The organism is Actinotalea fermentans (assembly GCF_007991475.1).
In the GTDB taxonomy this organism is placed as follows: Bacteria; Actinomycetota; Actinomycetes; order Actinomycetales; family Cellulomonadaceae; genus Actinotalea; species Actinotalea fermentans.
Map to the genome: position 1 here is coordinate 1,022,983 of NZ_BJYK01000001.1, position 23,623 is coordinate 1,046,605.

Sequence of the window (23,623 nt, forward strand, 5' to 3'; positions counted from 1 at the left end):
GGGCGACGGGGCGGCGGATGGGGTCGGGGGCCGATCGTCAGGACTCGGCTGGCGGCTTCGGCTTCGTGGCCCGCGGCTTGGCGGCCGGGGCAGCGGGCTTCGGCGCACTGGGCTTGGGCGGCATGGGCTTCGGCGTGGCCGCCGGCTTGGGCGCAGCTGCGGGCTTCGCCTCCGCAGCCGGCTTGGGCGCGGCTGCCGGCTTGGCCGCAGCCGCCGGCTTCGGCGCGGCTTCGGGCTTCGGCGCGGGTGCCCGCTCAGGTGCTGCCGCAGCGGGCTCCGGGGCGACCGCCGGGTCGGGCGTGGCGGCGGGACGGCGCGGTGCCGCCGGAGCGGTCGCCTGCACCGGTGCCTCCGCCGCGGGAGCCTCGACGGGCGCGTCGGCCACCGGCGCGGCCGCGGGCGCCTCGACGGGAACCGCGGGTGCGGTCTCGTCGTCGGCCGGAGCCGGGGCGGAGGCCTCGTCCACGGGCCGCTCGTCCTGCGCGTCGCGCTGCTTCTTCGCCTGCTGGCGCGCCTCCGACTTCTTCTTCATCGTCGGACCGAGCACCATGATCATGTTGCGGCCGTCCTGACGCGGCGCGCTCTCGACGAAGCCGAGCTCGGCGACGTCGTCGGCGAGGCGCTGCAGGAGGCGCAGACCCATCTCCGGGCGCGACTGCTCGCGACCGCGGAACATGATCATGACCTTGACCTTGTCGCCGGCCTTGAGGAACCGCTCGACGTGGCCCTTCTTGGTGCCGTAGTCGTGCGGGTCGATCTTCAGCCGGAACCGGATCTCCTTGAGGACCGTGTTGGCCTGGTTTCGCCGGGCCTCACGGGCCTTCATGTCGGCCTCGTACTTGAACTTGCCGTAGTCCATGAGCTTGCAGACCGGCGGGCGGGCGTCGGGCGCCACCTCGACCAGGTCCAGGTCCGCCTCCTGCGCCAGGCGCAGGGCGTCCTCGACGCGAACGATGCCGACCTGCTCGCCGTTGGGGCCGACCAGGCGGACCTCGGGCACGCGGATCCGCTCGTTGATGCGTGGCTCGCTGATGTGGGACTCCTCGTCGTCGCGTCTCGGGCCGCCGACAACGAGAAAGGCCCTCGCTGTCGTTCACAGCGAAGGCCTCCGAACGCACCTGCACGTGCAGGTACCGGCCTCCCGGTGCGCATCGCGTACCGTCGGCCGTTCGGACCGGACCCGGGACCTGTCGCCCCGACGAACGGGACAGTCGGCGTGGGTGGGATGGACTCCGCTTGTGCACCGGTGGGCGGACCCACCGGTCGGTCGCGCACCAGGATAGCACCAGGCCCGCCCGACGCCGGGCCTGGCAGGATCGGCCCATGACCGACGCCACCCTGCCCACCGACGAGGGCGCCGACGCCGCCGTCGCCGCGCGCGACATCGCCGAGGTTCCCGCCGTCGAGGTGATCACCACCGCCGCCGTCCACCTCATGAGCGCCGCGGCGGTCAAGTGCGGGCTGGCCCCGGACACCGCGGAGGCCAAGGGCGCCGACCTGACGGACCTCGACGAGGCGCGTCGGCTCATCACCGCCCTCGCCGGCCTGGTGGTCGCCGCGGCGCCCGAGATCGGCAACCAGCACGCGCGTGCCCTGCGCGACGGCCTGCGGTCGCTCCAGCTGGCCTTCCGGGAGGCGTCGCCCTACCCCGACGCGCCGGGTGAGGGCCCGGGCGAGGCGCTCACCGGCCCGGTGAGCTGACCCGCACGTCCGGCCTCGGCCGTCGCGCGCCGGGCGCGCCGCTGGGCGACGCGCCTATCCTGACGACGTGAACGAGCCGCGGGGGGCCGTGACCGGCGACGCGCCCAAGAGCCTGGCTACGCCCGTGCCTGCGGCGCCCGACTCCGACACGGACGAGGGCACCGACCGGGCGGCCGTCGTCACCCCCCACCCGGACCGGGCCGACGACGTCGCCCCCGACCGCCTGGACGCCTCGGCGCACGCCCACCTGCTCGAGGAGCCGCTCCCACCGGACGCGGCGACCGAGACGGCGATCATCTACAACGTCACGCTCTCCGCACCGCACCTGGTGGAGGACTCCCCGCCGGAGCCCTCGGTGAGCGATGCGCCGCGAACGACGACGGTGCAGCGCCGCAGCGCGGTGGCGCGCGGCGGTCCCGGGAGCGGACGGCCGTCGTCGGCAGGCGCGGGCACCGGCGTGGCGACGGACGCCGACGAGCGCGCCGCGGCGTCGTCGTCCGCCTCCTCCCCCGGCGACGACCCCGCCGACGACGACGGGCGCGTCGCGGCAGAGCCCAGCACCGTCGACCGCGTGCCGACGGCACGGAAGGTCGGGGCGGTCACGGCGGTCGCGCTCGTCGCCGCCCTGGCCGGGTTGTCGGGCTACCTGTGGATCAGCGCGACCGAGTGGCGCGACCGGGCCGGCAGCTACCAGCGCACCGCGGGCGACCTCGGCGACGACCTCGCCACCACCCGCAACCAGCTGGCCGGGTCCCAGGCCGAGCTCGAGGCGGTCCGGGCACAGCTGTCCACCGCGCACGCCCGGATCGTGGAGCTCGCCGACGAGAAGAACCAGGCGCTCGACGACTGGGAGCTGACCCAGCAGCTCGTGGACTACCAGCAACGCATCAGCGAGGCGGCAGGGAACGTCGCCCTCGCCCTCGACCAGTGCGTCCAGGGCCAGCAGGAGCTCATCGGCTACCTCGAGCAGCAGGCTCAGCCGGGCCCGAGCACACCGCCCTACGACCCCGCGCAGCTGGCCGCCTTCGAGACCCAGGTCGAGGCCCTCTGCCAGGAGGCGAGCGAGGCCAACATCGGGCTCCAGCTCGCCCTCGCGCAATGACGCGACGGGCACCGGCGGTGGTCCCCGCGCGCCCGGGCCGGGGGCGAGCGCTGGTCGCGACACTCGTCGTCGTCCTCGTCGCACCTCTGGCGGGCTGCTCGGACTTCCCCTCCCGGCCACCCGCGCCGCAGACCACCTTCGTCCCGGCGGAGCCGCCCGTCGAGCGGCCGACCGGCCTCACCCCCGACGGCTTCGACGCGGTGCAGCGGATGGCCGTCCGGATCCGCAACGTGGGCTGCGGCTCGCTCTCGACGGGCTCCGGCTTCGCGATCGACGCCACCACGCTCATCACCAACAAGCACGTAGTGGCCGACTCTGCGGAGCTCCAGGTGTCGACGTACGACGGGCGCGACATCGACGTCACGGCGGCGAGCACGGCGACCATCGCGGACCTTGCGCTCGTGCGCACCGCGGCCGACCTGCCGTCCTACCCCGAGCTGGCCGAGTCGGACCCGGTGCGCGGCGACGTCGTGACCGTCGTCGGGTACCCGCAGGGCGGGTCCCTCACGGTGACGCAGGGGCAGGTCATCGGCGTCACGACGGACCCGATCAACGCGAACCTCGGCGAGGTGCTGGTCACCGACGCCCCCGTGGAGCCGGGAAGCTCGGGCTCCGCCGTGCTCGACGCCCAGGGGCGCGTCGTCGGCGTGGTCTACGCCAAGAGTGCCTCCGGCCAGTCGTACATCGTGCCGGTGAGCACGCTGACGGCGGTCCTCGCGGACACGACGGCGTTCACGCCGACTGCGCCCTGCCAGCAGCCCTGACCGCTCGCGAGTCGATCGTCATCGGGGGCGCCCGTCACGGCGCCGCAGGAGCAGGATGAGGGCATGGACTCCGCCCCCCGGTCGCCCGAGGCGACACCCTCCGGCACCACGTCCGGCACCACGTCCGGCACCACCTCCGGCACGGCACCCTTCGGCGCCTACATGACGCGTCCCCTCCAGGCTGCCCGCCGCCTCATCCACGTCAGGCGCGCCTTCGGCGATCCGATCGAGCGGGACGGCGTGACCCTGATCCCGGTCGCCCGGGTCTGCGGCGGCACGGGTTTCGGCGGCGGCGACGGCACCGTCGACGAGGGCGACGCGGCGGCGCGCTCCGGCTCAGGTGGCGGCGGCGGGCTGGGCGTCGGGGTGACGCCGGTGGGCGTCTACGTCGTCAAGGGCGGCGACGTGCACTGGGAGCCGGCCTTCGACCTCAACCGAGCCGTCATCGGCGGCCAGGTGCTCGGCGCCATCGCCGTCCTCGCGTTGGCGCGGGCGCTGCGGCGACGGCATCGCTGACACCGCTCGCCGCGGGCGCGTCGGCGTCGGCGTCGGCGTCGTCCGTCGCGGCGACCGGGCGCAGCTCGAGGGAGTCGACGGCGGCGGTGACCTCGCCGTCGCCGGCGAGCCGGGCGCCCACCTCGTCCAGGGTGCGCGCCAGCCCGGACCGGGACAGCCCGGGGGCGAGCGTCAGCACGACACCGACCTCGGCGCGCCGCCCCGGCACGACGTCGACGGCCAGGACGCCCGGGCCCTCCGCTGCGCGCCGGACGGCCTCGCGCACCGTCGGGACGACGGCGCCGGCGCGGACCGCCGGCTGCCAGGGCGTGCCCCCGGCGAGCGCGTGCACCGCCGGCCGTGGGATCACTGCGGGCGCGCCACCCCCGGGGTCCACGACCATCAGGTCCCACCCCTCGCCGAGGGCGGCGGCGGCCGCCCGGGGGCCTTCGGCGGGCATCGGCCGCGCCGTCGGGTGCCACGCCGCCAGCGCCGCCACCGACGTGAAGACCGGGAGGGCGGTCCGCCCGTCGGGCGCTGCGACCGCGACGACGCCCGCGGACGCGTGGCGCGACTCCGCGACGTCACCGGTCCGGCACGCGTCGGCGGCACCGGGTCCGGCCGTGGGGACCTCACGCTCGGCGCCGTCCTCGTGCTCGGGGCCGTCCTCGTGCTCGACGGCGAGGACCGGCACCAGGACGCGGGCGCGGGCGAGCGCGGCCACGACGTCCTCGAGCGACCCCTGGCCGGCGGCGCGTCGCGCGAGGGCGGCCGCCAGCGCCGGGTCGGGGGCGCCGTCGTCGGCGGCGAAGCGCGACGTCGGTGGGAGCTCGCGACCGGGCACTATGGCCGCCCGGCGACGTCCAGCGCCTGCGGCAGCGTGAACGCGCCGGCGTACAGGGCCTTCCCGACGATCGCGGCCTCGACCCCGAGCGGCACCAGCTCGCGCAGCGCCGCGAGGTCGTCCAGCGACGAGATCCCGCCTGAGGCCACCACCGGCGCCTGCGTGCGCGCGCACACCTCGCGGAGCAGGTCGAGGTTCGGACCGCGCAGCGTGCCGTCCTTCGTCACGTCCGTGACGACGTACCGGGCGCAGCCGGCGGCGTCGAGCCGGGCCAGGACCTCCCACAGGTCGCCGCCCTCGCGCGTCCAGCCGCGCGCGGCGAGCGTGGTGCCGCGCACGTCCAGGCCCACGGCGATCGCGTCGCCGAACCGCGCGATGGCCGACGCCGTCCACTCCGGGTCCTCCAGCGCCGCGGTTCCCAGGTTGACCCGGGTCGCGCCGCTCGCCAGGGCACGCTCGAGCGACGCGTCGTCGCGGATCCCGCCCGACATCTCGACCTGCACGTCCAGCGCGCCGACGACCTCGGCGAGGAGCTCGGCGTTCGACCCGCGGCCGAAGGCGGCGTCCAGGTCCACGAGGTGGATCCACTCGGCGCCACCGGCCTGCCAGTCCAGCGCGGCCTGCAGCGGGCTGCCGTAGGAGGTCTCGGAGCCGGCCTCGCCCTGGACGAGGCGCACGGCCTGGCCGGCCGCGACGTCGACGGCGGGCAGCAGGACCAGACGGGACATGGGGCTTCCTTCTCTCGCGACGGTCGGGGTGGGGCCGGTCCCGGACACGGGGATCGGACGGCGGTCTGCGGACGCTGCGCAGGCTAGCCGAGCGTGCGGAGCCAGTTGCGCAGCAGCTGGGCGCCGGCGTCGCCCGACTTCTCCGGGTGGAACTGCGTCGCGGCCAGGGGCCCGTTCTCCACCGCGGCGACGAACGGCCCGCCGTGCTGCGACCAGGTCACGAGCGGCGGGTGGAACCGGCCCCCGCCGAGCTCGGGGAACGACCGCGCCGCGTAGGAGTGCACGAAGTAGAAGCGCTCGTCCGCCAGGCCGTCGAAGAGCACGCTGCCTGTCGGCGCCTCGATCGTCGACCAGCCCATGTGCGGCACGACGGGAGCCTCGAGGCGGTCGACCACCCCGGGCCACTCCCCCAGGCCCTCCGCGCGCACCCCGTGCTCGACGCCGGCCTCGAACATCACCTGCATGCCGACGCAGATGCCCAGGACGGGTCGCCCACCCGCCAGCCGGCGGTCGATCACCTGGTCCCCGCGCACGGCGCGCAGGCCGGCCATCACGGCCGCGAATGCGCCGACGCCGGGCACCACCAGGCCGTCGGCCTTCTCCGCGGCGTCGTGGTCAGCCGTGAGCTCCACGACGGCACCGGCGCGCTCGAGCGCACGCACGGCGGAGCGGACGTTGCCGAAGCCGTAGTCGAGGACGACGACGTGGGGTGAGCTCACCCGGTCAGGGTAACGATCGATCCAGGCCGATCTCGCGACGTCTCAGGCCGAGGGGCCGTCGGTGGCGCGACCCGTGCCCCGGGCCGCTCTCCGCGTCGAGCGGGAGACGGCAGCGAGCGTCCTGGTCGCGCGCCACCGCGACATCCCGGCACTGGTGACGACGCCGGGCTGGTCGGCCGCGGACACCTGCCCCAGCAGCAGCTGCTCGACCACCGCCGGTGCGCCGTCGAGCACCAGGCCCGGCGACAGCTGCTCGCCCTCCGCGCCCCCGCTCCAGCGGCTGGCGGAGATCTGCCCGTCACGCTGGGTGAGCAGGAGGACCGGGACCGCGGGCAGGAGGGCCGAGACCGCGCGCGCGACGACCGTCGGCGCCCCGTCGCTCGTGTCCCGGCACCAGGCCAGGGTGCCGATGGGCGTGGGCACCGCGTCCACCGCGAGCTTCTGCAGCGCGCACGCGGCCGCGAGGGCCTCGGGCACCGCGACCTGGGTCAGCACGACCGCGGCGGCGGGAAGCTCACCCATGGGCTACAGCGCGCCCTTGGTGGAGGGGATGCCCTGCACCCGCGGGTCCGGCTCCACGGCGGCCCGCAGCGCCCGCGCGAGCGCCTTGAACTGGGCCTCCACGATGTGGTGCGGGTCGCGACCGGACAGCACGCGCATGTGGATGCAGATCCCGGCGTGGTGCGCGATCGACTCGAGCACGTGCCGCGTCAGCGAGCCGGTGAAGTGCCCGCCGATGAGGTGGTACTCCTGGCCTGCCGGCTCGCCCCGGTGCACCAGGTAAGGACGACCCGAGACGTCGACGACCGCCTGCGCGAGTGCCTCGTCGAGCGGGACGAGCGCGTCACCGAACCGGGAGATGCCGGCCTTGTCGCCGAGCGCCTGCCGCAGCGCCTGGCCCAGGCAGATCGCGACGTCCTCGACGGTGTGGTGCGCGTCGATGTGCGTGTCGCCGCTGGCCCGGACCGTCAGGTTCATGAGCGAGTGCTTGCCCAGCGCGGTGAGCATGTGGTCGTAGAAAGGCACGCCCGTGGCGATCTCGGTGCGCCCCGAGCCGTCGAGGTCGAGCTCGACGAGGACGTCGGACTCCGACGTCGTGCGCTGCACGCGTCCGATGCGGCTCATGCGCTCATCCTCCTCGCAGGTGGGACCGGCCGTACTCTCTCACGTCCGGGCGGGGCCACGTGCGGACGCCTCACCCCTCCCGGGGCTCGGGGTGCTCGATCTCCCCGGCGTCGCCGTACCGGACGACGTCGATGCCGTGCGCCCGGGCGGCCTCGACCAACGGCGTCATCGTGAGCGTGTGCAGGCGCGACCCGACGGTCATCCGGTGCTCGCCGGTCGAGGCCGAGACGATCAGCTCGTAGACCTTGGCGCTGCCCTGCCGACGCCCCTCGACGTCGACTCGCAGCACCTCGCCCGGCCTGACGAGGAAGCCCTCGACGCCGTTGCGGCCCGCGAGCACACGCAGGCCACCCGGCTCCTCGGCGAACTCCACGAGCGACCACGGCTGGTACCAGGGCGCGAGCGGCTTGCGCCAGGTGGCCACCAGGCCGCCGACGCCGGCGAGGACCGCGACCGCGTAGATGACGACGGCCGGCAGCTCGAGCACCCCCCAGAAGCGGACGACGTACTGCATGCCGGTCGCGACCTCCCAGACGACCGCGACCACGCCCCCCAGGGCGATGAGGCCATACAGGACGTACCCGCCGAGGCGCGGGTGCTTGCGGTCCCGGCGCGGCTTGGCGACGAGGATGCCCGGTGTCGGGCGGAAGGCGGTGGTCTGCTCCACGGTCATGCCCGGACCGTAGTGGCGAGAGGCCGGTCGCCGGGGCGGTTCCCGCCCGGGCCGTCCGGTTTCACCCGTTCACCGGGTGACGGCGAGCAAGGCCTCCCGGAATGCCGCCATCTCCTCCGGCGTACCGATCGACACGCGGAGCCACCCGGGCGGCCCGACCTCGCGGATGAGCACGCCGCGGTCGAGCAGGCCCTGCCAGACGGCGTGCCGGTCGTCGAAGCGCCCGAAGAGCACGAAGTTCGCGTCCGAGTCGGCGACCCGCCAGCCCTGCGCACGCAGCCACGCGACGGTCGCGTCGCGCTCCTCGCGCAGCCCTGCGACCTGCGCCATCAGCTCACCGGCGTGCGCGAGCGCGGCCCGCGCGACGGCCTGCGTCACCGCCGAGAGGTGGTAGGGCAGGCGCACGACCCGCAGCGCGTCGACCAGCGCCGGGGCCGCGGCGAGGTAGCCGATCCTGGCCCCGGCCATGCCGAACGCCTTCGACATCGTGCGGCTGACGGCAAGGTTCGGGTGCTCGGCCAGCAGCTCGAGGGCCGCCGGCGTCCCCGCCCGGCGGAACTCCCCGTACGCCTCGTCGACAACGACGACGCAGCCGCCCGGGACGGCGTCCGCGGCTTCCAGGACCACCTCGACCGTGGCGCGCGGCAGCGCCGTCCCCGTCGGGTTGTTCGGGCTGGCGAGCAGGACGACCGAGGGCTGGTGCTCGGCGATCACCGCCGCGGCGTGGTCCGGGTCCAGGCTGAAGTCCTCGGCGCGCCGACCCACCACCCAGGCCGTGGCGGTGTCGCGCGCGTACTCGGGGTACATGGAGTACGTCGGCGCGAAGGACACGGCCGTGCGGCCCGGGCCGCCGAACGCCTGCAGCAGGTGCAGCATGACCTCGTTCGAGCCGTTCGCGGCCCACACCTGGCGCACGTCGAGCGCGACGCCCGACTCCGCGAGCAGGTACGCGGCGAGGTCGGCGCGCAGGGCCTCGAACTCCCGGTCCGGGTAGCGGTTGAGGCCGCCCGCGGCCGTCCGGACGGCGGCAGCGATCTCCTCGACCACGGCCGGCGACGGCGGGTACGGGTTCTCATTGACGTTGAGCACCACCGGGACGTCGAGCTGCGGCGCGCCGTACGGCTCGAGCCCGCGCAGGTCCTCACGCAGGGGAAGTCGGGCGCCGTCGGCGCCGGTGGGTGCAGGCACGGGCCGATGGTAGCGACGGCGCGGCGGGCGACGCCGCCGGGTTTCAGGCGCCGGGCGCCCGGGGCTCCGTGGCGGTGGCCCCGGTCGGCCCAGCCCCGGCGAGGTGCAGCACCTGGCGGTCGCCCTCGGGCCGGAAGCCGACCGCCGCGAGGTAGGCGGCCGACGCCGTCATGGCCTGGGACGCGACGACGCGGCGGGCGCCCATCTGCGCGAACGGCCCGTCGGCACGGAAGACGAACTCCCCGGGCGTGAAGTCGCGGTACGGCGGCAGGACGTAGTCGAGCACGACCTGCTGCTCGTCCGGCGCCCCTCCCGTGTGGGAGAGCACGACGCCCACCACCTCGTCGCCGCTCGTGACGAGGAACGCGTTCTCCGCGCGGGTCAGCAGCGTGTCGGCCGCCGGGTTGAACGCGCCGATGTCCCGCGCGTGCCGCTCGAGCAGCCGGGCCAGGAACGGCTCGTCGACGCCCACCCGGACGACGTCGTAGGCCCGCGCGTCGTGCCGCTGACGCACCATTCGCCAGATCACCGAGAGGTTGATGGCGACGAGCACGACGTTCATCGCCACCATCGGCCAGACGCCGAGGGCGGCGTTGTAGCCCACGAGGACCGCCGAGGCGGCGGAGTTGAGGACCCGCAGACGCATCACCCGGGTCTGCAGGAGCGAGATGACGAGCAGCGCGGAACCGGACCAGCCGATGATCTCCAGGATGGGCACGACCAGATCCTAGGACGGCGCACACAGGTCTCCCCGCCGGGTGGGTGGGGACGGGGCGCAGCCCGGTTCAGTCGGTCGCGTCAGTCGGTCGCGCCGGGGAGGACCGTGTCCCGCGTCCAGTCCACGAGGTCGGCAAGGATCCACTCGGACAGGAAGAGGTCGTTGTGCCGGGCCTCCGGCAGGTACTCGGCCACGACGTCGTGCCCGCCCTGCTCGAGGGCCGCGGCCATCGACTCGGTGAACGACACGGGGACCATCTCGTCCGCCTCGCCGTGCATCAGCAGCACGGGGACCTCCGGCCGGGCGTCCGCCCACCGGAGCGGGTCGCCGTCGCGCCACATCTCCGGGTCCTCCTCCTGCGGGACGCCGAAGAGGTCCTCCCCGATCCGCGACTGATGGATGTCGTAAGGACCGGCGAGGCCGACGATGCCGTCCGCGGCCCGCGGCTCGTACGGGCAGCTCACGTCGGTGCGCAGCGGCTGCAGCCCCGCCAGCATCGCGAGGTCGGCGCCCGCCGAGTGCCCGACCACGACGACGGGGACCCCGGGCGCCTGGGTGGCCGCGTACGCGATGCCGCAGGCGACCTCCTCCACCGGACGCGGGTAGTACGTGCCGGTGCCGGCGTGGTCGTAGGTGATCGTGACCGCGGCGAAGCCCTCGTCGGCGAGGTCCGCGCCCAGCGGGAGGAGACCCGTCGGGTCGGCGGCCCGGAAGCCACCTCCGGGCACGACGAGGAAGACAGCCCTCGGGTCGCGCGCCGGCAGCTCGACGACGGCCTCCAGTCCGGGCAGGTACTCCCCCGGGCCCGGCGTCCCCGAGGCACTCGGCGTCTCCACCGCCGGCGGCGTGTCGCACGCCGCGAGGAGTCCGGCCGCGATCGCCGCCGCGGCGGCGACCCGCGCGGGGACTGCAGAACGGCTGGGCACGGCTTCGAGCATGGCAGAACCGCCCGCGCCACGGCATGGATTTGCGCGCGCGACGCGGGCCTGGCCCGCCGGGCCGCACCTAGGCGAACCGGACCTCGACGGCCTCACCGTGGGCGGGCAGGTCCTCGTCGTCGGCCAGCGTGACGATCCGCTCCGCGAGGACGCCCAGCGCCGCCTTGTCGTACTCGATGACCTGTACCGGTCGCACGAACGAGTGCACCCCGAGGCCGCTCGAGAAGTGGGCGCAGCCACCGGTCGGGAGCACGTGGTTCGAGCCCGCCATATAGTCCCCGAGCGAGACCGGCGAGTACGGCCCGACGAAGATGGCGCCCGCGCTCGTCACGCGGTCGGCCACCGCAGCGGCGTCGGCGGTCTGGATCTCCAGGTGCTCGGCGCCGTAGGCGTTGCAGACGTCCAGGCCCTGCTCGAGGTCGTCGACGACCACGATGGCCGACTGCGGCCCGGCGAGCGCCGTCGCGACCCGCTCGGCGTGCTTCGTCGCCGCGACCATCGCGGGGAGCGCGCGTTCCACGGCGTCCACGAGCGCGAGCGAGTCGGTGATCAGCACCGACGCCGACGTCGGTCCGTGCTCGGCCTGAGAGATGAGGTCCGCGGCGACGTGCCGCGGGTCCGCCCCGGCGTCGGCCAGGATCGCGATCTCCGTGGGCCCCGCCTCCGAGTCGATCCCGACGACGCCACGCACCAGGCGCTTGGCCGCGGTGACGTACTGGTTGCCCGGCCCGGTGACGACGTCGACCGGCTCGCACAGCACGGCACCGTCCGCCTCGGTCTCGCCCGCGGCTCCGTAGGCGAGCATCGCGACGGCCTGGGCGCCGCCCACCGCGTAGACCTCGTCGACGCCGAGCAGGGCGCACGCAGCGAGGATGGTCGGGTGCGGAAGGCCGCCGTTGGCGGCCTGAGGCGGGCTCGTCACGACGAGGCTGCCGACACCCGCCTCCTGAGCGGGCACGACGTTCATGACGACCGACGACGGGTAGACCGCCAGGCCACCGGGCACGTACAGCCCGACGCGGCGCACGGGCAGCCACCGCTGGCGCACCTGTGCGCCCGGGGCGAGGTCGACCGCGAAGTCGCTCGGCACCTGCGCGGCGTGCACGAGCCGGGCACGCCGGATCGACTCCTCCACCGCTGCCCGGACGCCCGCGTCGAGCCCGTCGAGCGCGTCCGCGAGGGCCTTCGCCGGGACCCGCAGGTGCTCGGGCCGCACGCCGTCGAACCGCTCGGCCAGGTCCCGCAGGGCAGCCGCGCCGCGATGCCGGACGTCCTCGACGATCGGTGCGACCCGCTCCGCGGCGGTCGCGACGTCGAGCTCGGGACGGGGCAGGGTGGCGGCGAGGTCACGCGCCGAGAGGCGGCGCCCGCGCAGGTCGATGCGGGTGATCACGCTCGCGAGTCTAGGTCGGGCCCGGTCGGCGGGCGTCGTCGTTACGTCCCGCGAGACGCCGCCGCGCGCACCGGTCACCGCGTCATGTAGGCCGATCCCATGACGCGGTCCACGGCCAGGCGCAGCACGATCCGGGTCGGCGACGGCTCGAGGTGCCGGTAGCGAGCCGCGTAGCGGCGCTCCGCGTCCGCGACGACCTCCGGGTCCCGCGAGACGGTGAGCTCCCCCTCGAGCGTCAGCCACCGGCCGCCATCCACCTGGCACAGGGCACCGCGTGCGGGTGCCCCGCTCGCCGCGAGCGCCTCGATGTTGCGCACCTTGGCCGACCCCTCCCGGGTGGTCATGACGGCGGTGCCGCGCTCGGCGTCCCAGGTGAAGGCCACCGGCACGACGTGCGGGGTCCCGTCCGGTCGCAGCGTGGTGAGCGTGGCGAGGTGACGTTCGACGACGAAGACGCGCTGCTCGGGGGTCAGGGAGATCACGCCGTGAGTCTCCCATCCGGCCGGCGCCACCGTGCCCGGGCAGCCCGGGCGCGCACGCCTAGGGGACGAGGCAGCCCGGGCCCAGGAGCGCCTTGAGGTCGCCGAACAGCGCCGAGGACCGTTCGATGCGCAGGGTGTCCTCGAGCCGCATCACCGTCGCACGCCCGGGCTGCGTGAGCTTGAGGTTCACCTGCGTCACGCCGGGGTGCGCACCCAGGATCTCCCGCAGCCGCTCGACCACCGGGGGCGTGCACCGGCTCACCGGCATCGTGATCGTCACGGGACGCGAGTCGGCCGCCGACACGTCGGGCAGCGAGACCTCCATCGCCTGGAGCTGCACGGCGTCGTCGCGCCGGCGCACACGGCCGCGGATGGTCACGACGGCGTCCTCGGCCAGCATCGTCGCGTAGCTCAGGTACGTCTCACCGAAGAAGAGGACCTCGATCGACCCGTCGATGTCCTCGAGCGTCACGACGGCCCAGGGGTTGCCGTTCTTGGACATCTTGCGCTGGAGGGAGGTGATCAGGCCGCACACCGTGACGGCGGATCCCTCTGGGCGTGTCTCGTCGGCGTTCAGCGTGGTGATGGAGCAGTCCGACGCCGTCGCGAGGACGTGCTCGAGCCCGGACAGCGGGTGGTCGGACACGTACAGGCCGAGCATCTCCCGCTCGAAGGCCAGCCGCTGCTTCTTGTCCCAGTCCGGCACGTCCGGCACGTCGACGGTCACCGTGACGGCGTCGTCGTCGGTGCCCATGCCGGCGAACAGGTCGAACTGCCCCTCCGCCTCCTTGCGCTTGATCCCCACGACGGCGTCGACCGCCTGCTCGTGCACGAGCAGCAGGGCCCGGCGCGAGGGCGCGAGGGAGTCGAACGCGCCCGCCTTGATCAACGACTCGATGGTCCGCTTGTTGCAGACGACGGCGGGCACCTTGTCGAGGAAGTCGGTGAAGGAGGTGAACTCGCCCTTCTCCTCACGCGCGGCCACGATCGCCTCGACGACGTTCGCGCCGACGTTGCGCACGGCCGTGAGGCCGAACCGGATGTCGCTGCCGACCGCCGTGAAGTTCGCCGACGAGGAGTTCACGTCCGGCGGGAGCACCGTGATGCCCATGTGCCGGCACTCGCCGAGGTACAGCGCCGACTTGTCCTTGTCGTCGCGGACGCTCGTCAGGAGCGCCGCCATGTACTCCGTCGGGTAGTTCGCCTTGAGGTAGGCGGTCCAGTACGACACGACGCCGTACGCCGCGGAGTGCGCCTTGTTGAACGCGTAGTCCGAGAAGGGCAGCAGGATGTCCCACAGCGTCTTGACGGCGTCCATCGAGAAGCCGCGCTCGACCATGCCCGCCGAGAAGGCCGCGAACTGCTTGTCCAGCTCGGACTTCTTCTTCTTGCCCATCGCGCGGCGCAGGATGTCCGCCTGGCCCAGGCTGTACCCGGCCACCCGCTGCGCGATGGCCATGACCTGCTCCTGGTACACGATCAGGCCGTAGGTCGTGTCGAGGATGTCCCGGAGCGGCTCTTCGAGCTCGGGGTGGATCGCCACCACCGGTTGCTGCCCCGTCTTGCGCAGCGCGTAGTTGGTGTGCGAGTTGGCGCCCATCGGACCGGGCCGGTACAGGGCGCCGACGGCGGAGATGTCCTCGAAGTTGTCCGGCCGCATGAGCCGGAGCAGCGTGCGCATGCCACCGCCGTCGAGCTGGAACACGCCGAGGGTGTCCCCGCGGCCGAGCAGCTCGTACGTGGCCGGGTCGTCGAGCGTGAGCGACTCGAGCTCGACCGGGTCCTTGCCGTTCATGACGATGTTCTCGAGCGCGTCGTCGAGGATCGTCAGGTTGCGCAGCCCGAGGAAGTCCATCTTGATCAGGCCGAGGCCCTCACAGGTGGGGTAGTCGAGCTGCGTGATGATCGCGCCGTCCTGGGGACGCCGCATGATGGGGATGATGTCGATGAGCGGCTCGCTCGACATGATCACGCCGGCGGCGTGCACGCCCCACTGCCGCTTCAGGCCCTCGATGTTGCGCGCGAGGGACACCACGGCCTGCGCGTCGGGGTCGGTGGAGTGCAGCTGGCGGAACTCCTCCGCCTCGGCGTGCCGCGGGTGCGCCTTGTCGAAGATCCCCGAGAGCGGGATGTCCTTGCCCATGACGGCCGGCGGCATCGCCTTGGTGAGCTTCTCCCCCACCGCGAACGGGTACCCGAGCAGCCGGGCCGAGTCCTTCAGCGCCTGCTTGGCCTTGATGGTGCCGTAGGTGACGATCTGCGCGACGCGGTCCTCGCCGTACTTCTCGGTCACGTACTTGATGACCTCGCCGCGCCGGCGCTCGTCGAAGTCCACGTCGAAGTCGGGCATGGACACGCGGTCAGGGTTGAGGAAGCGCTCGAAGATCAGGCCGTGCTGGAGCGGGTCCAGGTCGGTGATCCGCATCGCGTAGGCGGCCATCGAGCCCGCGCCCGACCCGCGCCCGGGACCGACGCGGATGCCGTTGTCCTTGGCCCAGTTGATGAAGTCGGCGACGACGAGGAAGTAGCCCGGGAAGCCCATCTGGGTGATGACCTGGGTCTCGTACTCCGCCTGCCTGCGCACCTCGTCCGGGATGCCCGACGGGTAGCGCACCTGCAGGCCCCGCTCGACCTCCTTGACGAACCAGCTGGTCTCGTCCTCGCCGGCCGGCGTCGGGTAGCGCGGCATGAAGTTCGCGCCGTCGGAGGCCGTGGTGAAGGAGACGTCGCACTGCTCGGCGAGCCGCAGGGTGTTCGTGCAGGCGTCGGGCAGCTCGGCGAACAGCCGCAGCATGTCGTCGGTCGAGCGCACGTGGTAGCCGTCGCCGTCGAACTTGAAGCGGTCCGGGTCCGCGAGGGTCGAGCCGGAGTTGATGCACAGCAGGGCGTCGTGCGCGTCGTGGTGCTCGGGCCGGACGTAGTGCGAGTCGTTCGTGGCCAGGAGCGGGGCGCCGACGTCCTGCGCGATCCGGATCAGGTCCTTGAAGACGCGCGCCTCGATGTCCGCGCCGTGGTCCATCAGCTCGACGTAGACGTTCTCCTTGCCGAAGACGTCCTGGAGCTCGCCGAGCGCGCGCACGGCCTGGTCGTACTGGCCCAGGCGCAGGCGGGTCTGGACCTCGCCGGACGGGCACGCCGTGCCCACCGAGAGGCCGCGCGAGTACCGCTGGAGGAGCTCGAGGTCCATCCGCGGCCACTTGCCCATCTGGCCGTCGAGCGAGGCCATCGAGCCGAGCCGGAACAGGTTGTGCAGGCCCTCGTTGTCGCGTGCCCACAGCGTCAGGTGCGTGTAGGCGCCGCCCGCGGAGACGTCGTCCTCGCGCTGGTGCTGCTCGCCCCAGCGCACCCGCGTCTTGTCGAACCGGCTGGTGCCCGGCGTGACGTAGGCCTCGAGCCCGATGATCGGCTTGATGCCCTGCGCGCGGGCCTTGCTCCAGAACTCGAAGGCGCCGAAGAGGTACCCGTGGTCGGTCATGGCGACCGCGCTCTGCCCGTGCGCCTTGACCTCGGCCAGCAGCTCGTCGATCTTGGCGGCGCCGTCGAGCATCGAGTACTCGGTGTGCACGTGCAGGTGGGCGAAGTCTCCTGCAGCGGCCATGGCGGCGATTCTAGGCGGGGTCGGTGACAGGCCGGACCGCACCCAGCGGGGGCCAGGGCCGCCGTCTCAGCGCGCGACGCCGCCGCGTCTCACGGCCCGGTCAGTGGCCGGAGCCCGCGGCGCGCAGCCGCTCCCACGCCGCGGCCAGGTCGGCCGGGTACTCGCTCGTCACCTCGAGCCAGCGACCGGTGGCCGGGTGCGTGAACCCGAGCCGCACGGCGTGCAGCCACTGCCGTGTCAGGCCCAGACGCTGCGCGAGGGCCGGGTCCGCCCCGTAGGTCAGGTCGCCCACGCACGGGTGCCGGACGGCCGACATGTGCACCCGGATCTGGTGCGTACGCCCCGTCTCGAGGTGCACCTCGACGAGCGAGGCCGCCGGGACCATCTCGAGCACGTGGTAGTGGGTGACCGACGGCTTGCCGTCGGCGACGACGGCGAACTTGTAGTCGGCCGAGGGATGCCGGCCGATGGGCGCATCGATGGTGCCCTCCGTCGGCTCCGGATGGCCCTGCACGACGGCGTGGTAGACCTTGTCGACCTCGCGCACCTTGAAGGCGTGCTTGAGGGCGGTGTAGGCGCGCTCGCTCTTCGCGACCACCATCAGGCCCGAGGTTCCCACGTCGAGCCGGTGCACGACGCCCTGCCGCTCGGCCGCACCGGACGTCGAGACCCGGTACCCCGCGGCGGCGAGGGCACCGACGACCGTCGGTCCCGTCCAGCCCGGCGACGGGTGCGCGGCGACGCCGACCGGCTTGTCCACCACGACGACGTGCTCGTCGTCGTACACGATCCGCATGCCCGGCACGGGCTCCGGCGGTGCGGTGACCACTGGCTCGTCCAGCGAGGTCAGGTCCACCTCGAGCCAGGCGCCGGCCACGAGCCGGTCGGACTTGCCGACCACGTGCCCGTCGACGACGACCGCACCGGCGGTGGCGAGGTCGGCAGCGCGGGTGCGCGAGACCCCCAGCAGACGGGCCAGGCCGGCATCGACCCGGTCCCCGGCAAGGCCGTCCGGGACAGGCAGCGCGCGGGTGCTCACCGCTGGCCGGCGAGCTCGTCCCCGGCGGGCTCGCCGTCGGGGGCATCGCCGTCAGGGGCATCGCCCTCAGGGGCGGCGGCGTCGGGGGCGCCGGCGTCGGGGGCGCCGTCCTGGGCGGCCTCGGACGCACCCGGCTCGACGTGCCGGGTCCCGTCGAGCGCGATCCCGCGCATCCCCAGCAGGATCATCAGGCCGGCGGCCGCCACGATGGCGATGTCCGCCACGTTTCCCACGAACCAGTCGGCGTAGGCGATGAAGTCGACGACGTGCCCCCGCGCGACGCCAGGCTCGCGGAAGAGCCGGTCGATGAGGTTGCCCACCGCACCGCCGAGCAGCAGGCCGAGGGCCACGGTCCACGTCCGGGAGCCGAGCCTGCTCGAGACCTTCAGGACGACCACCGTGACCGCGATGGCCGCGAGCGTGAGGACCCACGTCATCCCCGTGGCGATGCTCAGGGCCGCCCCCGGGTTGAAGACGAGGGTCAGACCCAGCAGGTCGCCGAGGAGCGGCGTGCGCTCACCCTCCGTGAGCGCCGACAGCGCCCAGACCTTGGTGCCCTGGTCGAGCACGACGACGACGACGGCGAGCAGGACGAGCCAGAGGACCAGCGAGGAGGGACGGCGCACGCTCAGCGACGCTCCTGGCGGGCCTTGCAGGTGACGCAGAGGGTCGCGCGCGGGAAGGCCTGCAGGCGCGCCTTGCCGATGGCCTCGCCGCACGACTCGCAGGTACCGAAGCCGGGCGCGCCGACCCGCTCGAGAGCGTGCCGGTTCTGCTCGAGGAGGTCACGGGTGTTGTTCACCAGCGTCAGCTCCTGCTCGCGCTCGAGGGCGCTCGAGCCGGAGTCCGCCTGGTCGTCGCCGGCGCCGTCGCCGGAGTTGCGCAGCAGGGCCGACAGCTCAGCGTCCGCCTCGGAGAGCTCGACCTCCAGCCGGGCGATCTCCGCGATGAGCTCGTCCGCGATCGCCGTGACCTCCTTGACGGTCCACGGCTTCTCGCCGTCGCGGACCGGGAAGGTCTTCACGAGCTTCGCGAGATCGGGCAGCTCGTGGCCCGTCGCCGGCTCGACGCTCGAGCGGATGGCGTCATCGGTGGTCATGGCGCTCCTGTGTGTGATGGGTCACGAGAGAGTAGACCTCCCGCCGCAAACGCACAACGCGCCACCGAAGCGGTGGCGCGTCGTGCGTCGTCAGCGGGAGCGGTGCGGCAGCTCAGCCGTTGTACGGCAGGCCTTCGCCGGCCTGGCGCGGCTGGACCGAGGTGCCGCGGGACTCCAGGTCGCCGAGCAGGTTCTCGAGGTAGCTCTTCAGGCGCGTCCGGTAGTCGCGCTCGAAGACCCGCAGCTCGTCGATCTTCCGCTCGAGCAGGCCACGCTCCTGCTCCAGGGCGGCAAGCGTGCGGCTGGACGTCTCCTCAGCCTCGGCGACGATGCGCGTGGCCTGCGACTTCGCCTCGGTGATGATGCGGTCGGACTCCTCCTGGCCGGCGCGCACGTAGTCGTCGTGCAGCTTCTGGGCCAGCTGGAGCATCCCGGTGGCGGACTCCGGCTCGCTGATCCGCTGCGGCGCCACGGGCGCCGGGGCGACCACGGGTGCGGCGAAGACGGGCTCGGGCTCCGGCTCGGGCTCCGGCTCGGGGGCGGGCGCGGGCTCCGGCTCGGGAGCGGGCACCGGGGCCGGCGCCTCGTAGGCCGGGGCCTCGAAGGCCGGCGCCGACTCAGCCGCGCGGCTGAGCTCGGCGATCCGCCGCTCGGCGGCCGCCAGCTTCGCCTTGAGGTCCTCGTTCTCGGCGGCCGTCACCCGCAGGGTGTTGACCACCTCGTCCAGGAAGTCGTCGACCTCGTCCTGGTCGTAGCCCTCGCGGAACTTGGTCGCCTGGAACTTCTTGTTGAGGACGTCGTCTGCCGTCAGCAGCGCCATGGATGTCACCTCGGTCGTTAGTGCTGGTCAGGCCGGGCAGTCGCTCACCGCCACGCCACACGCTAGCGGACTTCGGGCCCCGCGCACCCACGGGAGCGACGCGGTCCGTCGGCGTGTCGGCCGACGGCGTCCGCGCACGAGGCCCTCGAGGCGGACGGTCGGGACGCGTGCGGCGCGCTCAGAACATCGCCAGGACGGCGAGCAGCACCCAGCAGCCGAAGACGAGGACCATGAACGCGATGTCGATCCGCACCATGCCGATGGTGACCGGCCGGATCACGCGCCGGATCGCCTTGAGCGGCGGGTCGGTCACCGTGTAGACCGCCTCGGCCACGACGAGCACGACGCCGCGGGGACGCCAGTCACGTGCGAAGACCTGGATCCAGTCGAAGACCAGACGGACGAAGAGGAGGAGCAGGAAGACCCAGACGACCAGGCCCAGGACGTCGGCGACGATGCCCAACGTCAGCTCTGGTTGTAGAAGGCCGAGCGGGGTGCCTCGGTCGGGACCTGCTCCTCACCCGCGATCTCGACGTGGGCCGGCGACAGCAGGAACACCTTCGCCGTCACCCGCTCGATCGCGCCGTGCAGACCGAAGATGAGCCCTGCCGAGAAGTCCACGAGGCGCTTGGCGTCCGCGTCGCTCATCTCCGACAGGTTCATGATGACCGGCGTGCCCGACCGGAAGGCCTCGCCGATCACCCGGGCGTCGTTGTACGAGCGCGGGTGGACCGTCGTGATGCGGCGCAGCTCGGGTGCCACCGAGGCGCGCGGGGACCGGCGGATGGGCGTCACGGGCGCGGCGTACTCGGGCTGCGCGTCGGGCGCCGACGGCGGGGCGTACTCCTCGTCGTCGTACTCCTCGACGTAGTCCAGGTCGTCCGCCCGGTCCGCCTCGGCCAGGCCGAGGTACAGCATCGTCTTGCGCAGCGCTCCGGCCATCGCGGGCCTCCATCCTCGTCCGGTCCAGCAGGACCGGCACAAAGACCCGAGGGTCGGGCGTGCTCGGTCCGGTCGTTCCTCACGCTAACCCGCGCCCGCTCCCCCGCCTTCGCGACACGCCCGACAGGGACGGACCTGCACCGATGCCGGGTCCTGACGCGCGGCCGCGTCAACCCGCGAGCGCCCGCACGACGCCCGCGAACCGGCCGGGCGTGCGCGTCGCGTCCGTCCCCGTCCCGCGGTGCGAGAACCATCGGGCGTCCTCCAGCGTGCACGCCTGGACGCGGTGGACGGTCTGGACGCCTGCCCGGGCCAGCTGGCTCGCCACGGCGGCGGGCAGGTCGAGCGCGGGAGTGCCCCACGTCGTCGTCGACGCCGCGACCGGCACGACCTGCGCCACCTCGTCGCGGAGCGCGGCCGGCACCTCGTAGCAGCGGCCGCACACCGCCGGCCCGACGACGGCGCGCAGGCGGGCCGGGTCCGCACCCACGGCCGTCATCGCGGCGATCGTCGCTCCGACGACGTCGGCGGCGACCCCCGCGCGACCGGCATGGGCCACGCCGACGACGCCGGCCGTGCCGTCCGCGAGCAGCACCGGCACGCAGTCGGCGACGAGCACGGCCAGCGCGACCCGGCCCCCGATCGCGACGAGCGCGTCGGCCTGGGCGACGGGTCCGTCGTCGGGCACCTGGGCCGGGCCGGTCACCACGTGCACCCGCCGACCGTGCACCTGCCAGGCGTACGCGACGGGCGCGCCCGCCCACGCCGCCAGCGCCTGGCGCCGGGCCAGCACGCCGTCCTGGTCGCCGACCGTCCGCGAGAGGTTCCCCGGCCCGGAGAAGGCGGCGCGGACGCCGGGCCCGAGGTCGACGACCGCGAGGCCGGCCACCACGGGGTCGGGCCCCACCGCGTCGGTCACGGGTTCTTGAGGAAGTCCGGCAGGTCGAGGTCGTCGGTGCGTCGCGGCGCGGGGCGCTCCTCGAGCACCCGCGGCACCTCGAGCGGCTCCCGCTCGTCGGCGAGGAACGAGGGCACCTCGCCCTGTCCCTCCTCGGCCTGGCCGCCACGGGCGGCCGGCGCCGGCCGCGCCTCCGGCTCGAGGGTCGGCGGCGTGGCGGCGTGGCCGCCGAACGGGGGCGTCACCGGGGCGATCACGGGCGGCAGCTCGCCGGGTGCGGGCTGGGCCGGGTGGTTCTCCGGGGCCACCCGACGCCCGCTCACCTCGCCGATCGCACGCGGGTTGCGCCGCGTCGTGGGCGTGCCGCTGTCGAAGCCCGCCGCGATGACCGTGACGCGCACCTCGTCGCCGAGGGCGTCGTCGATGACCGCACCGAAGATGATGTTCGCCTCGGGATGCGCGGCCTCCTGCACGAGGCGGGCGGCCTCGTTGATCTCGAACAGCCCGAGGTCCGAGCCACCCTGGATGGAGAGCAGCACGCCGTGGGCGCCGTCGATGCTCGCCTCCAGCAGCGGCGAGGAGATCGCGAGCTCGGCGGCCTGCACCGCCCGCTCGTCGCCGCGCGCCGAGCCGATGCCCATGAGCGCGCTGCCGGCGCCCTGCATGACGGACTTCACGTCCGCGAAGTCGAGGTTGATCAGGCCAGGCGTGGTGATGAGGTCGGTGATGCCCTGGACGCCGGACAGGAGGACCTGGTCGGCCGAGCGGAACGCGTCCAGCACCGAGACGGACCGGTCGGAGATGGACAGCAGCCGGTCGTTCGGGATGACGATGAGCGTGTCGACCTCGGCGCGCAGCGCCTCGATGCCGTTCTCGGCCTGGACCGAGCGGCGGCGGCCCTCGAAGGTGAAGGGCCGGGTCACGACGCCGATGGTGAGCGCGCCGAGCGACCGAGCCATGCGGGCCACGATGGGCGCGCCGCCGGTGCCGGTGCCCCCGCCCTCGCCCGCGGTGACGAAGACCATGTCCGCGCCGCGCAGGACGTCCTCGATCTCCTCCGCGTGGTCCTCGGCGGCCTTGCGCCCCACCTCCGGGTCGGCGCCTGCGCCGAGGCCCCGCGTGAGGTCGCGACCGACGTCGAGCTTCACGTCGGCGTCGGACATCAGCAGGGCCTGCGCGTCTGTGTTGATCGCGATGAACTCGACGCCCTTGAGGCCGACCTCGATCATCCGGTTGACGGCATTGACGCCGCCGCCGCCGATCCCGACCACCTTGATGACGGCGAGGTAGTTCTGGGGAGCTGCCACGTCGGTGCCTCTCGTGCCGCGGGATCCAACCTTCAGGTTCAGGTGGAAGGTTAGAGTTATGTCAGAGTGCTGTCGGGTTCGACGCTAGGTTGCCGACCCCCGACCGGCAATCACCGCGGGCGCGTGTCGGGATTCCCGCCAGTGGTGTCGACCACTCGCGCGCCCTCGGGCGCTACCCCGCGCGCGTGATCGGCATCGTCGGGGCGGCGACGTCGAAGACGGCGGCGCCCGCGCTCGCCGGTGCCGCCCGCAGCGTGAGCAGCACGCGGGCCTTCAGCGCGGACTGCTCCGCGCTCCCCCACTCGACGCGGGCGCCGTCGGCCAGCGTGAGGCTCACGGTGTCCTCGCTCGCCGCACCCGCCGCCGACACCTGCTCGGCGAGCTCGGGCGGCAGGGACTCCAGCACGGCGAGCACGGCCGTCATCGCCCGCGCGTCCTCGTCGTCCGGCGGGACGTTCACTACGGGCAGGCCGACCGGTGGCTCCGCCGCGCGGCCCACCTGCACGCCTTCGACGTCGAGCAGGAGGTAGCCCGCGGCCTGGCCGGCCTGCTGGTCGGCGGCCGGGGCACCGTGACCGCCCTGGTCGGCGGCGGCCGCGGCGTCCTCGGACGGCGCCGGCACGGCGGCCACGGGCTCGCGCGAGACGAGCGTGATCCGCAGCCCGTGCGGCCAGTCCCGTGCCACCTCCGCGGCGCGCACCCCCGGCACGTCGAGCACGCCGCGGCGCAGCTCGACGGTGTCCAGGCGCGGCAGCGGCGTCCCGTCGTACGCGGCGACCACCGCCAGCACGCTCGCCGGGTCGACGACCGTCCCCTCGCCGACGACCTCGACCGCGGTGACGTCCAGCGCCAGCACCGGCGACAGGAACGCCAGCCAGCCCAGGGCCACGGCGGCCACGACGCCCACGGCGGACCACACGGCGCGGCGCCGCGTCAGCCGTCGGCGCAGGCGGGCGCGCTCGGCGAACCGCTCGGCGGTGGCGAGCACCGTCGGCCGGGGCGCCGGGGCGAACCGCTCGAGCGCCGTCGACCCTGGGTCCGGAGCCGCCG

26 protein-coding genes are annotated in these 23,623 nt (G+C 74.0%); 4 read left to right on the top strand and 22 right to left on the bottom strand.

The annotated features are described in order from the left end of the window. Positions 1 to 37: 37 nt before the first annotated feature. A complete protein-coding gene (gene infC / locus AFE02nite_RS04745; RefSeq protein ID WP_261765460.1) occupies positions 38 to 1,000 on the bottom strand; it encodes a translation initiation factor IF-3 in 963 nt (320 codons plus the stop codon). 323 nt (positions 1,001 to 1,323) lie between these two features. Between infC and AFE02nite_RS04750 the strand changes: the two genes are divergently transcribed. The 4 genes from AFE02nite_RS04750 to AFE02nite_RS04770 all read left to right on the top strand — a co-directional run bounded on the left by AFE02nite_RS04750 (position 1,324) and on the right by AFE02nite_RS04770 (position 4,083). Then, positions 1,324 to 1,701, top strand: a complete 378-nt coding sequence (locus AFE02nite_RS04750) for a DUF1844 domain-containing protein (protein ID WP_034248967.1) — start codon at positions 1,324 to 1,326, stop codon at positions 1,699 to 1,701. 67 nt (positions 1,702 to 1,768) lie between these two features. Next, complete coding sequence (locus tag AFE02nite_RS17290) at positions 1,769 to 2,803, top strand: hypothetical protein (protein WP_052114051.1); 1,035 nt, start codon at positions 1,769 to 1,771, stop codon at positions 2,801 to 2,803. Beyond that, positions 2,800 to 3,567: a S1C family serine protease gene (locus tag AFE02nite_RS04765; RefSeq protein WP_052114052.1), complete on the top strand. Its 768-nt coding sequence runs from the start codon at positions 2,800 to 2,802 to the stop codon at positions 3,565 to 3,567. Before AFE02nite_RS17290 ends, AFE02nite_RS04765 begins: the two co-directional genes overlap by 4 nt. A gap of 63 nt (positions 3,568 to 3,630) precedes the next feature. Beyond that, positions 3,631 to 4,083 carry a spore germination protein GerW family protein gene (locus AFE02nite_RS04770; protein WP_222594321.1) on the top strand — a complete coding sequence of 151 codons (453 nt, stop codon included), beginning with the start codon at positions 3,631 to 3,633 and terminating at the stop codon, positions 4,081 to 4,083. Here AFE02nite_RS04770 and AFE02nite_RS04775 read toward each other — a convergent pair. From AFE02nite_RS04775 to AFE02nite_RS04875, 21 genes are all read right to left on the bottom strand, one after another. Then, positions 4,010 to 4,906, bottom strand: coding sequence for an SseB family protein (locus tag AFE02nite_RS04775; protein WP_146819145.1), 897 nt, complete (start codon positions 4,904 to 4,906; stop codon positions 4,010 to 4,012). The genes AFE02nite_RS04770 and AFE02nite_RS04775 overlap by 74 nt on opposite strands. Continuing rightward, entirely contained in the window at positions 4,906 to 5,634 is a 729-nt protein-coding gene (gene priA / locus AFE02nite_RS04780; RefSeq protein ID WP_034245854.1) for a bifunctional 1-(5-phosphoribosyl)-5-((5-phosphoribosylamino)methylideneamino)imidazole-4-carboxamide isomerase/phosphoribosylanthranilate isomerase PriA, read from the bottom strand. Before priA ends, AFE02nite_RS04775 begins: the two co-directional genes overlap by 1 nt. Positions 5,635 to 5,717: 83 nt before the next feature. Next, a complete protein-coding gene (gene hisH / locus AFE02nite_RS04785; protein ID WP_034245856.1) occupies positions 5,718 to 6,353 on the bottom strand; it encodes an imidazole glycerol phosphate synthase subunit HisH in 636 nt (211 codons plus the stop codon). A 42-nt stretch (positions 6,354 to 6,395) separates the two neighbouring features. Further along, positions 6,396 to 6,875: a hypothetical protein gene (locus tag AFE02nite_RS04790; protein WP_146819146.1), complete on the bottom strand. Its 480-nt coding sequence runs from the start codon at positions 6,873 to 6,875 to the stop codon at positions 6,396 to 6,398. Between the two features lie 3 nt (positions 6,876 to 6,878). After that, positions 6,879 to 7,478, bottom strand: a complete 600-nt coding sequence (gene hisB, locus AFE02nite_RS04795; RefSeq protein ID WP_034245858.1) for an imidazoleglycerol-phosphate dehydratase HisB — start codon at positions 7,476 to 7,478, stop codon at positions 6,879 to 6,881. A gap of 70 nt (positions 7,479 to 7,548) precedes the next feature. Beyond that, complete coding sequence (locus AFE02nite_RS04800; RefSeq protein ID WP_034245861.1) at positions 7,549 to 8,151, bottom strand: hypothetical protein; 603 nt, start codon at positions 8,149 to 8,151, stop codon at positions 7,549 to 7,551. 69 nt (positions 8,152 to 8,220) lie between these two features. Continuing rightward, positions 8,221 to 9,339 carry a histidinol-phosphate transaminase gene (locus tag AFE02nite_RS04805; protein ID WP_034245863.1) on the bottom strand — a complete coding sequence of 373 codons (1,119 nt, stop codon included), beginning with the start codon at positions 9,337 to 9,339 and terminating at the stop codon, positions 8,221 to 8,223. 43 nt (positions 9,340 to 9,382) lie between these two features. Continuing rightward, the gene (locus AFE02nite_RS04810) at positions 9,383 to 10,057 is read right to left on the bottom strand and encodes a hypothetical protein (RefSeq protein WP_034245865.1); all 675 of its coding nucleotides are present in this window, start codon (positions 10,055 to 10,057) and stop codon (positions 9,383 to 9,385) included. Positions 10,058 to 10,137: 80 nt separating this feature from the next. Further along, on the bottom strand, positions 10,138 to 10,983 hold the full coding sequence (locus AFE02nite_RS04815; RefSeq protein WP_186814459.1) for an alpha/beta hydrolase family protein: 846 nt from the start codon (positions 10,981 to 10,983) through the stop codon (positions 10,138 to 10,140). 79 nt (positions 10,984 to 11,062) lie between these two features. Beyond that, positions 11,063 to 12,388, bottom strand: coding sequence for a histidinol dehydrogenase (gene hisD, locus AFE02nite_RS04820; protein WP_034245870.1), 1,326 nt, complete (start codon positions 12,386 to 12,388; stop codon positions 11,063 to 11,065). A gap of 74 nt (positions 12,389 to 12,462) precedes the next feature. Further along, positions 12,463 to 12,870: a pyridoxamine 5'-phosphate oxidase family protein gene (locus AFE02nite_RS04825; protein ID WP_034245873.1), complete on the bottom strand. Its 408-nt coding sequence runs from the start codon at positions 12,868 to 12,870 to the stop codon at positions 12,463 to 12,465. A gap of 58 nt (positions 12,871 to 12,928) precedes the next feature. Beyond that, a complete protein-coding gene (gene dnaE, locus AFE02nite_RS04830; RefSeq protein ID WP_034245876.1) occupies positions 12,929 to 16,468 on the bottom strand; it encodes a DNA polymerase III subunit alpha in 3,540 nt (1,179 codons plus the stop codon). Between the two features lie 100 nt (positions 16,469 to 16,568). Then, positions 16,569 to 17,507, bottom strand: a complete 939-nt coding sequence (locus tag AFE02nite_RS04835; protein WP_034245879.1) for an RluA family pseudouridine synthase — start codon at positions 17,505 to 17,507, stop codon at positions 16,569 to 16,571. Next, positions 17,504 to 18,133, bottom strand: a complete 630-nt coding sequence (lspA, locus tag AFE02nite_RS04840; RefSeq protein WP_307726033.1) for a signal peptidase II — start codon at positions 18,131 to 18,133, stop codon at positions 17,504 to 17,506. Before lspA ends, AFE02nite_RS04835 begins: the two co-directional genes overlap by 4 nt. A 2-nt stretch (positions 18,134 to 18,135) precedes the next feature. Continuing rightward, on the bottom strand, positions 18,136 to 18,606 hold the full coding sequence (locus tag AFE02nite_RS04845; protein ID WP_052113648.1) for a TraR/DksA family transcriptional regulator: 471 nt from the start codon (positions 18,604 to 18,606) through the stop codon (positions 18,136 to 18,138). Positions 18,607 to 18,718: 112 nt separating this feature from the next. Next, on the bottom strand, positions 18,719 to 19,426 hold the full coding sequence (locus tag AFE02nite_RS04850) for a DivIVA domain-containing protein (RefSeq protein ID WP_034245882.1): 708 nt from the start codon (positions 19,424 to 19,426) through the stop codon (positions 18,719 to 18,721). 178 nt (positions 19,427 to 19,604) lie between these two features. Continuing rightward, positions 19,605 to 19,889, bottom strand: coding sequence for a YggT family protein (locus AFE02nite_RS04855; RefSeq protein ID WP_034245885.1), 285 nt, complete (start codon positions 19,887 to 19,889; stop codon positions 19,605 to 19,607). A gap of 2 nt (positions 19,890 to 19,891) precedes the next feature. After that, complete coding sequence (locus AFE02nite_RS04860) at positions 19,892 to 20,368, bottom strand: cell division protein SepF (RefSeq protein ID WP_034245888.1); 477 nt, start codon at positions 20,366 to 20,368, stop codon at positions 19,892 to 19,894. A gap of 169 nt (positions 20,369 to 20,537) precedes the next feature. Continuing rightward, positions 20,538 to 21,287 carry a polyphenol oxidase family protein gene (locus AFE02nite_RS04865; protein WP_146819148.1) on the bottom strand — a complete coding sequence of 250 codons (750 nt, stop codon included), beginning with the start codon at positions 21,285 to 21,287 and terminating at the stop codon, positions 20,538 to 20,540. Further along, entirely contained in the window at positions 21,284 to 22,573 is a 1,290-nt protein-coding gene (ftsZ, locus tag AFE02nite_RS04870) for a cell division protein FtsZ (RefSeq protein WP_034249424.1), read from the bottom strand. The genes AFE02nite_RS04865 and ftsZ overlap by 4 nt, the downstream gene beginning before the upstream one ends. A gap of 172 nt (positions 22,574 to 22,745) precedes the next feature. Continuing rightward, on the bottom strand, positions 22,746 to 23,561 hold the full coding sequence (locus AFE02nite_RS04875) for a cell division protein FtsQ/DivIB (RefSeq protein ID WP_186814460.1): 816 nt from the start codon (positions 23,559 to 23,561) through the stop codon (positions 22,746 to 22,748). Positions 23,562 to 23,623: the final 62 nt, after the last annotated feature.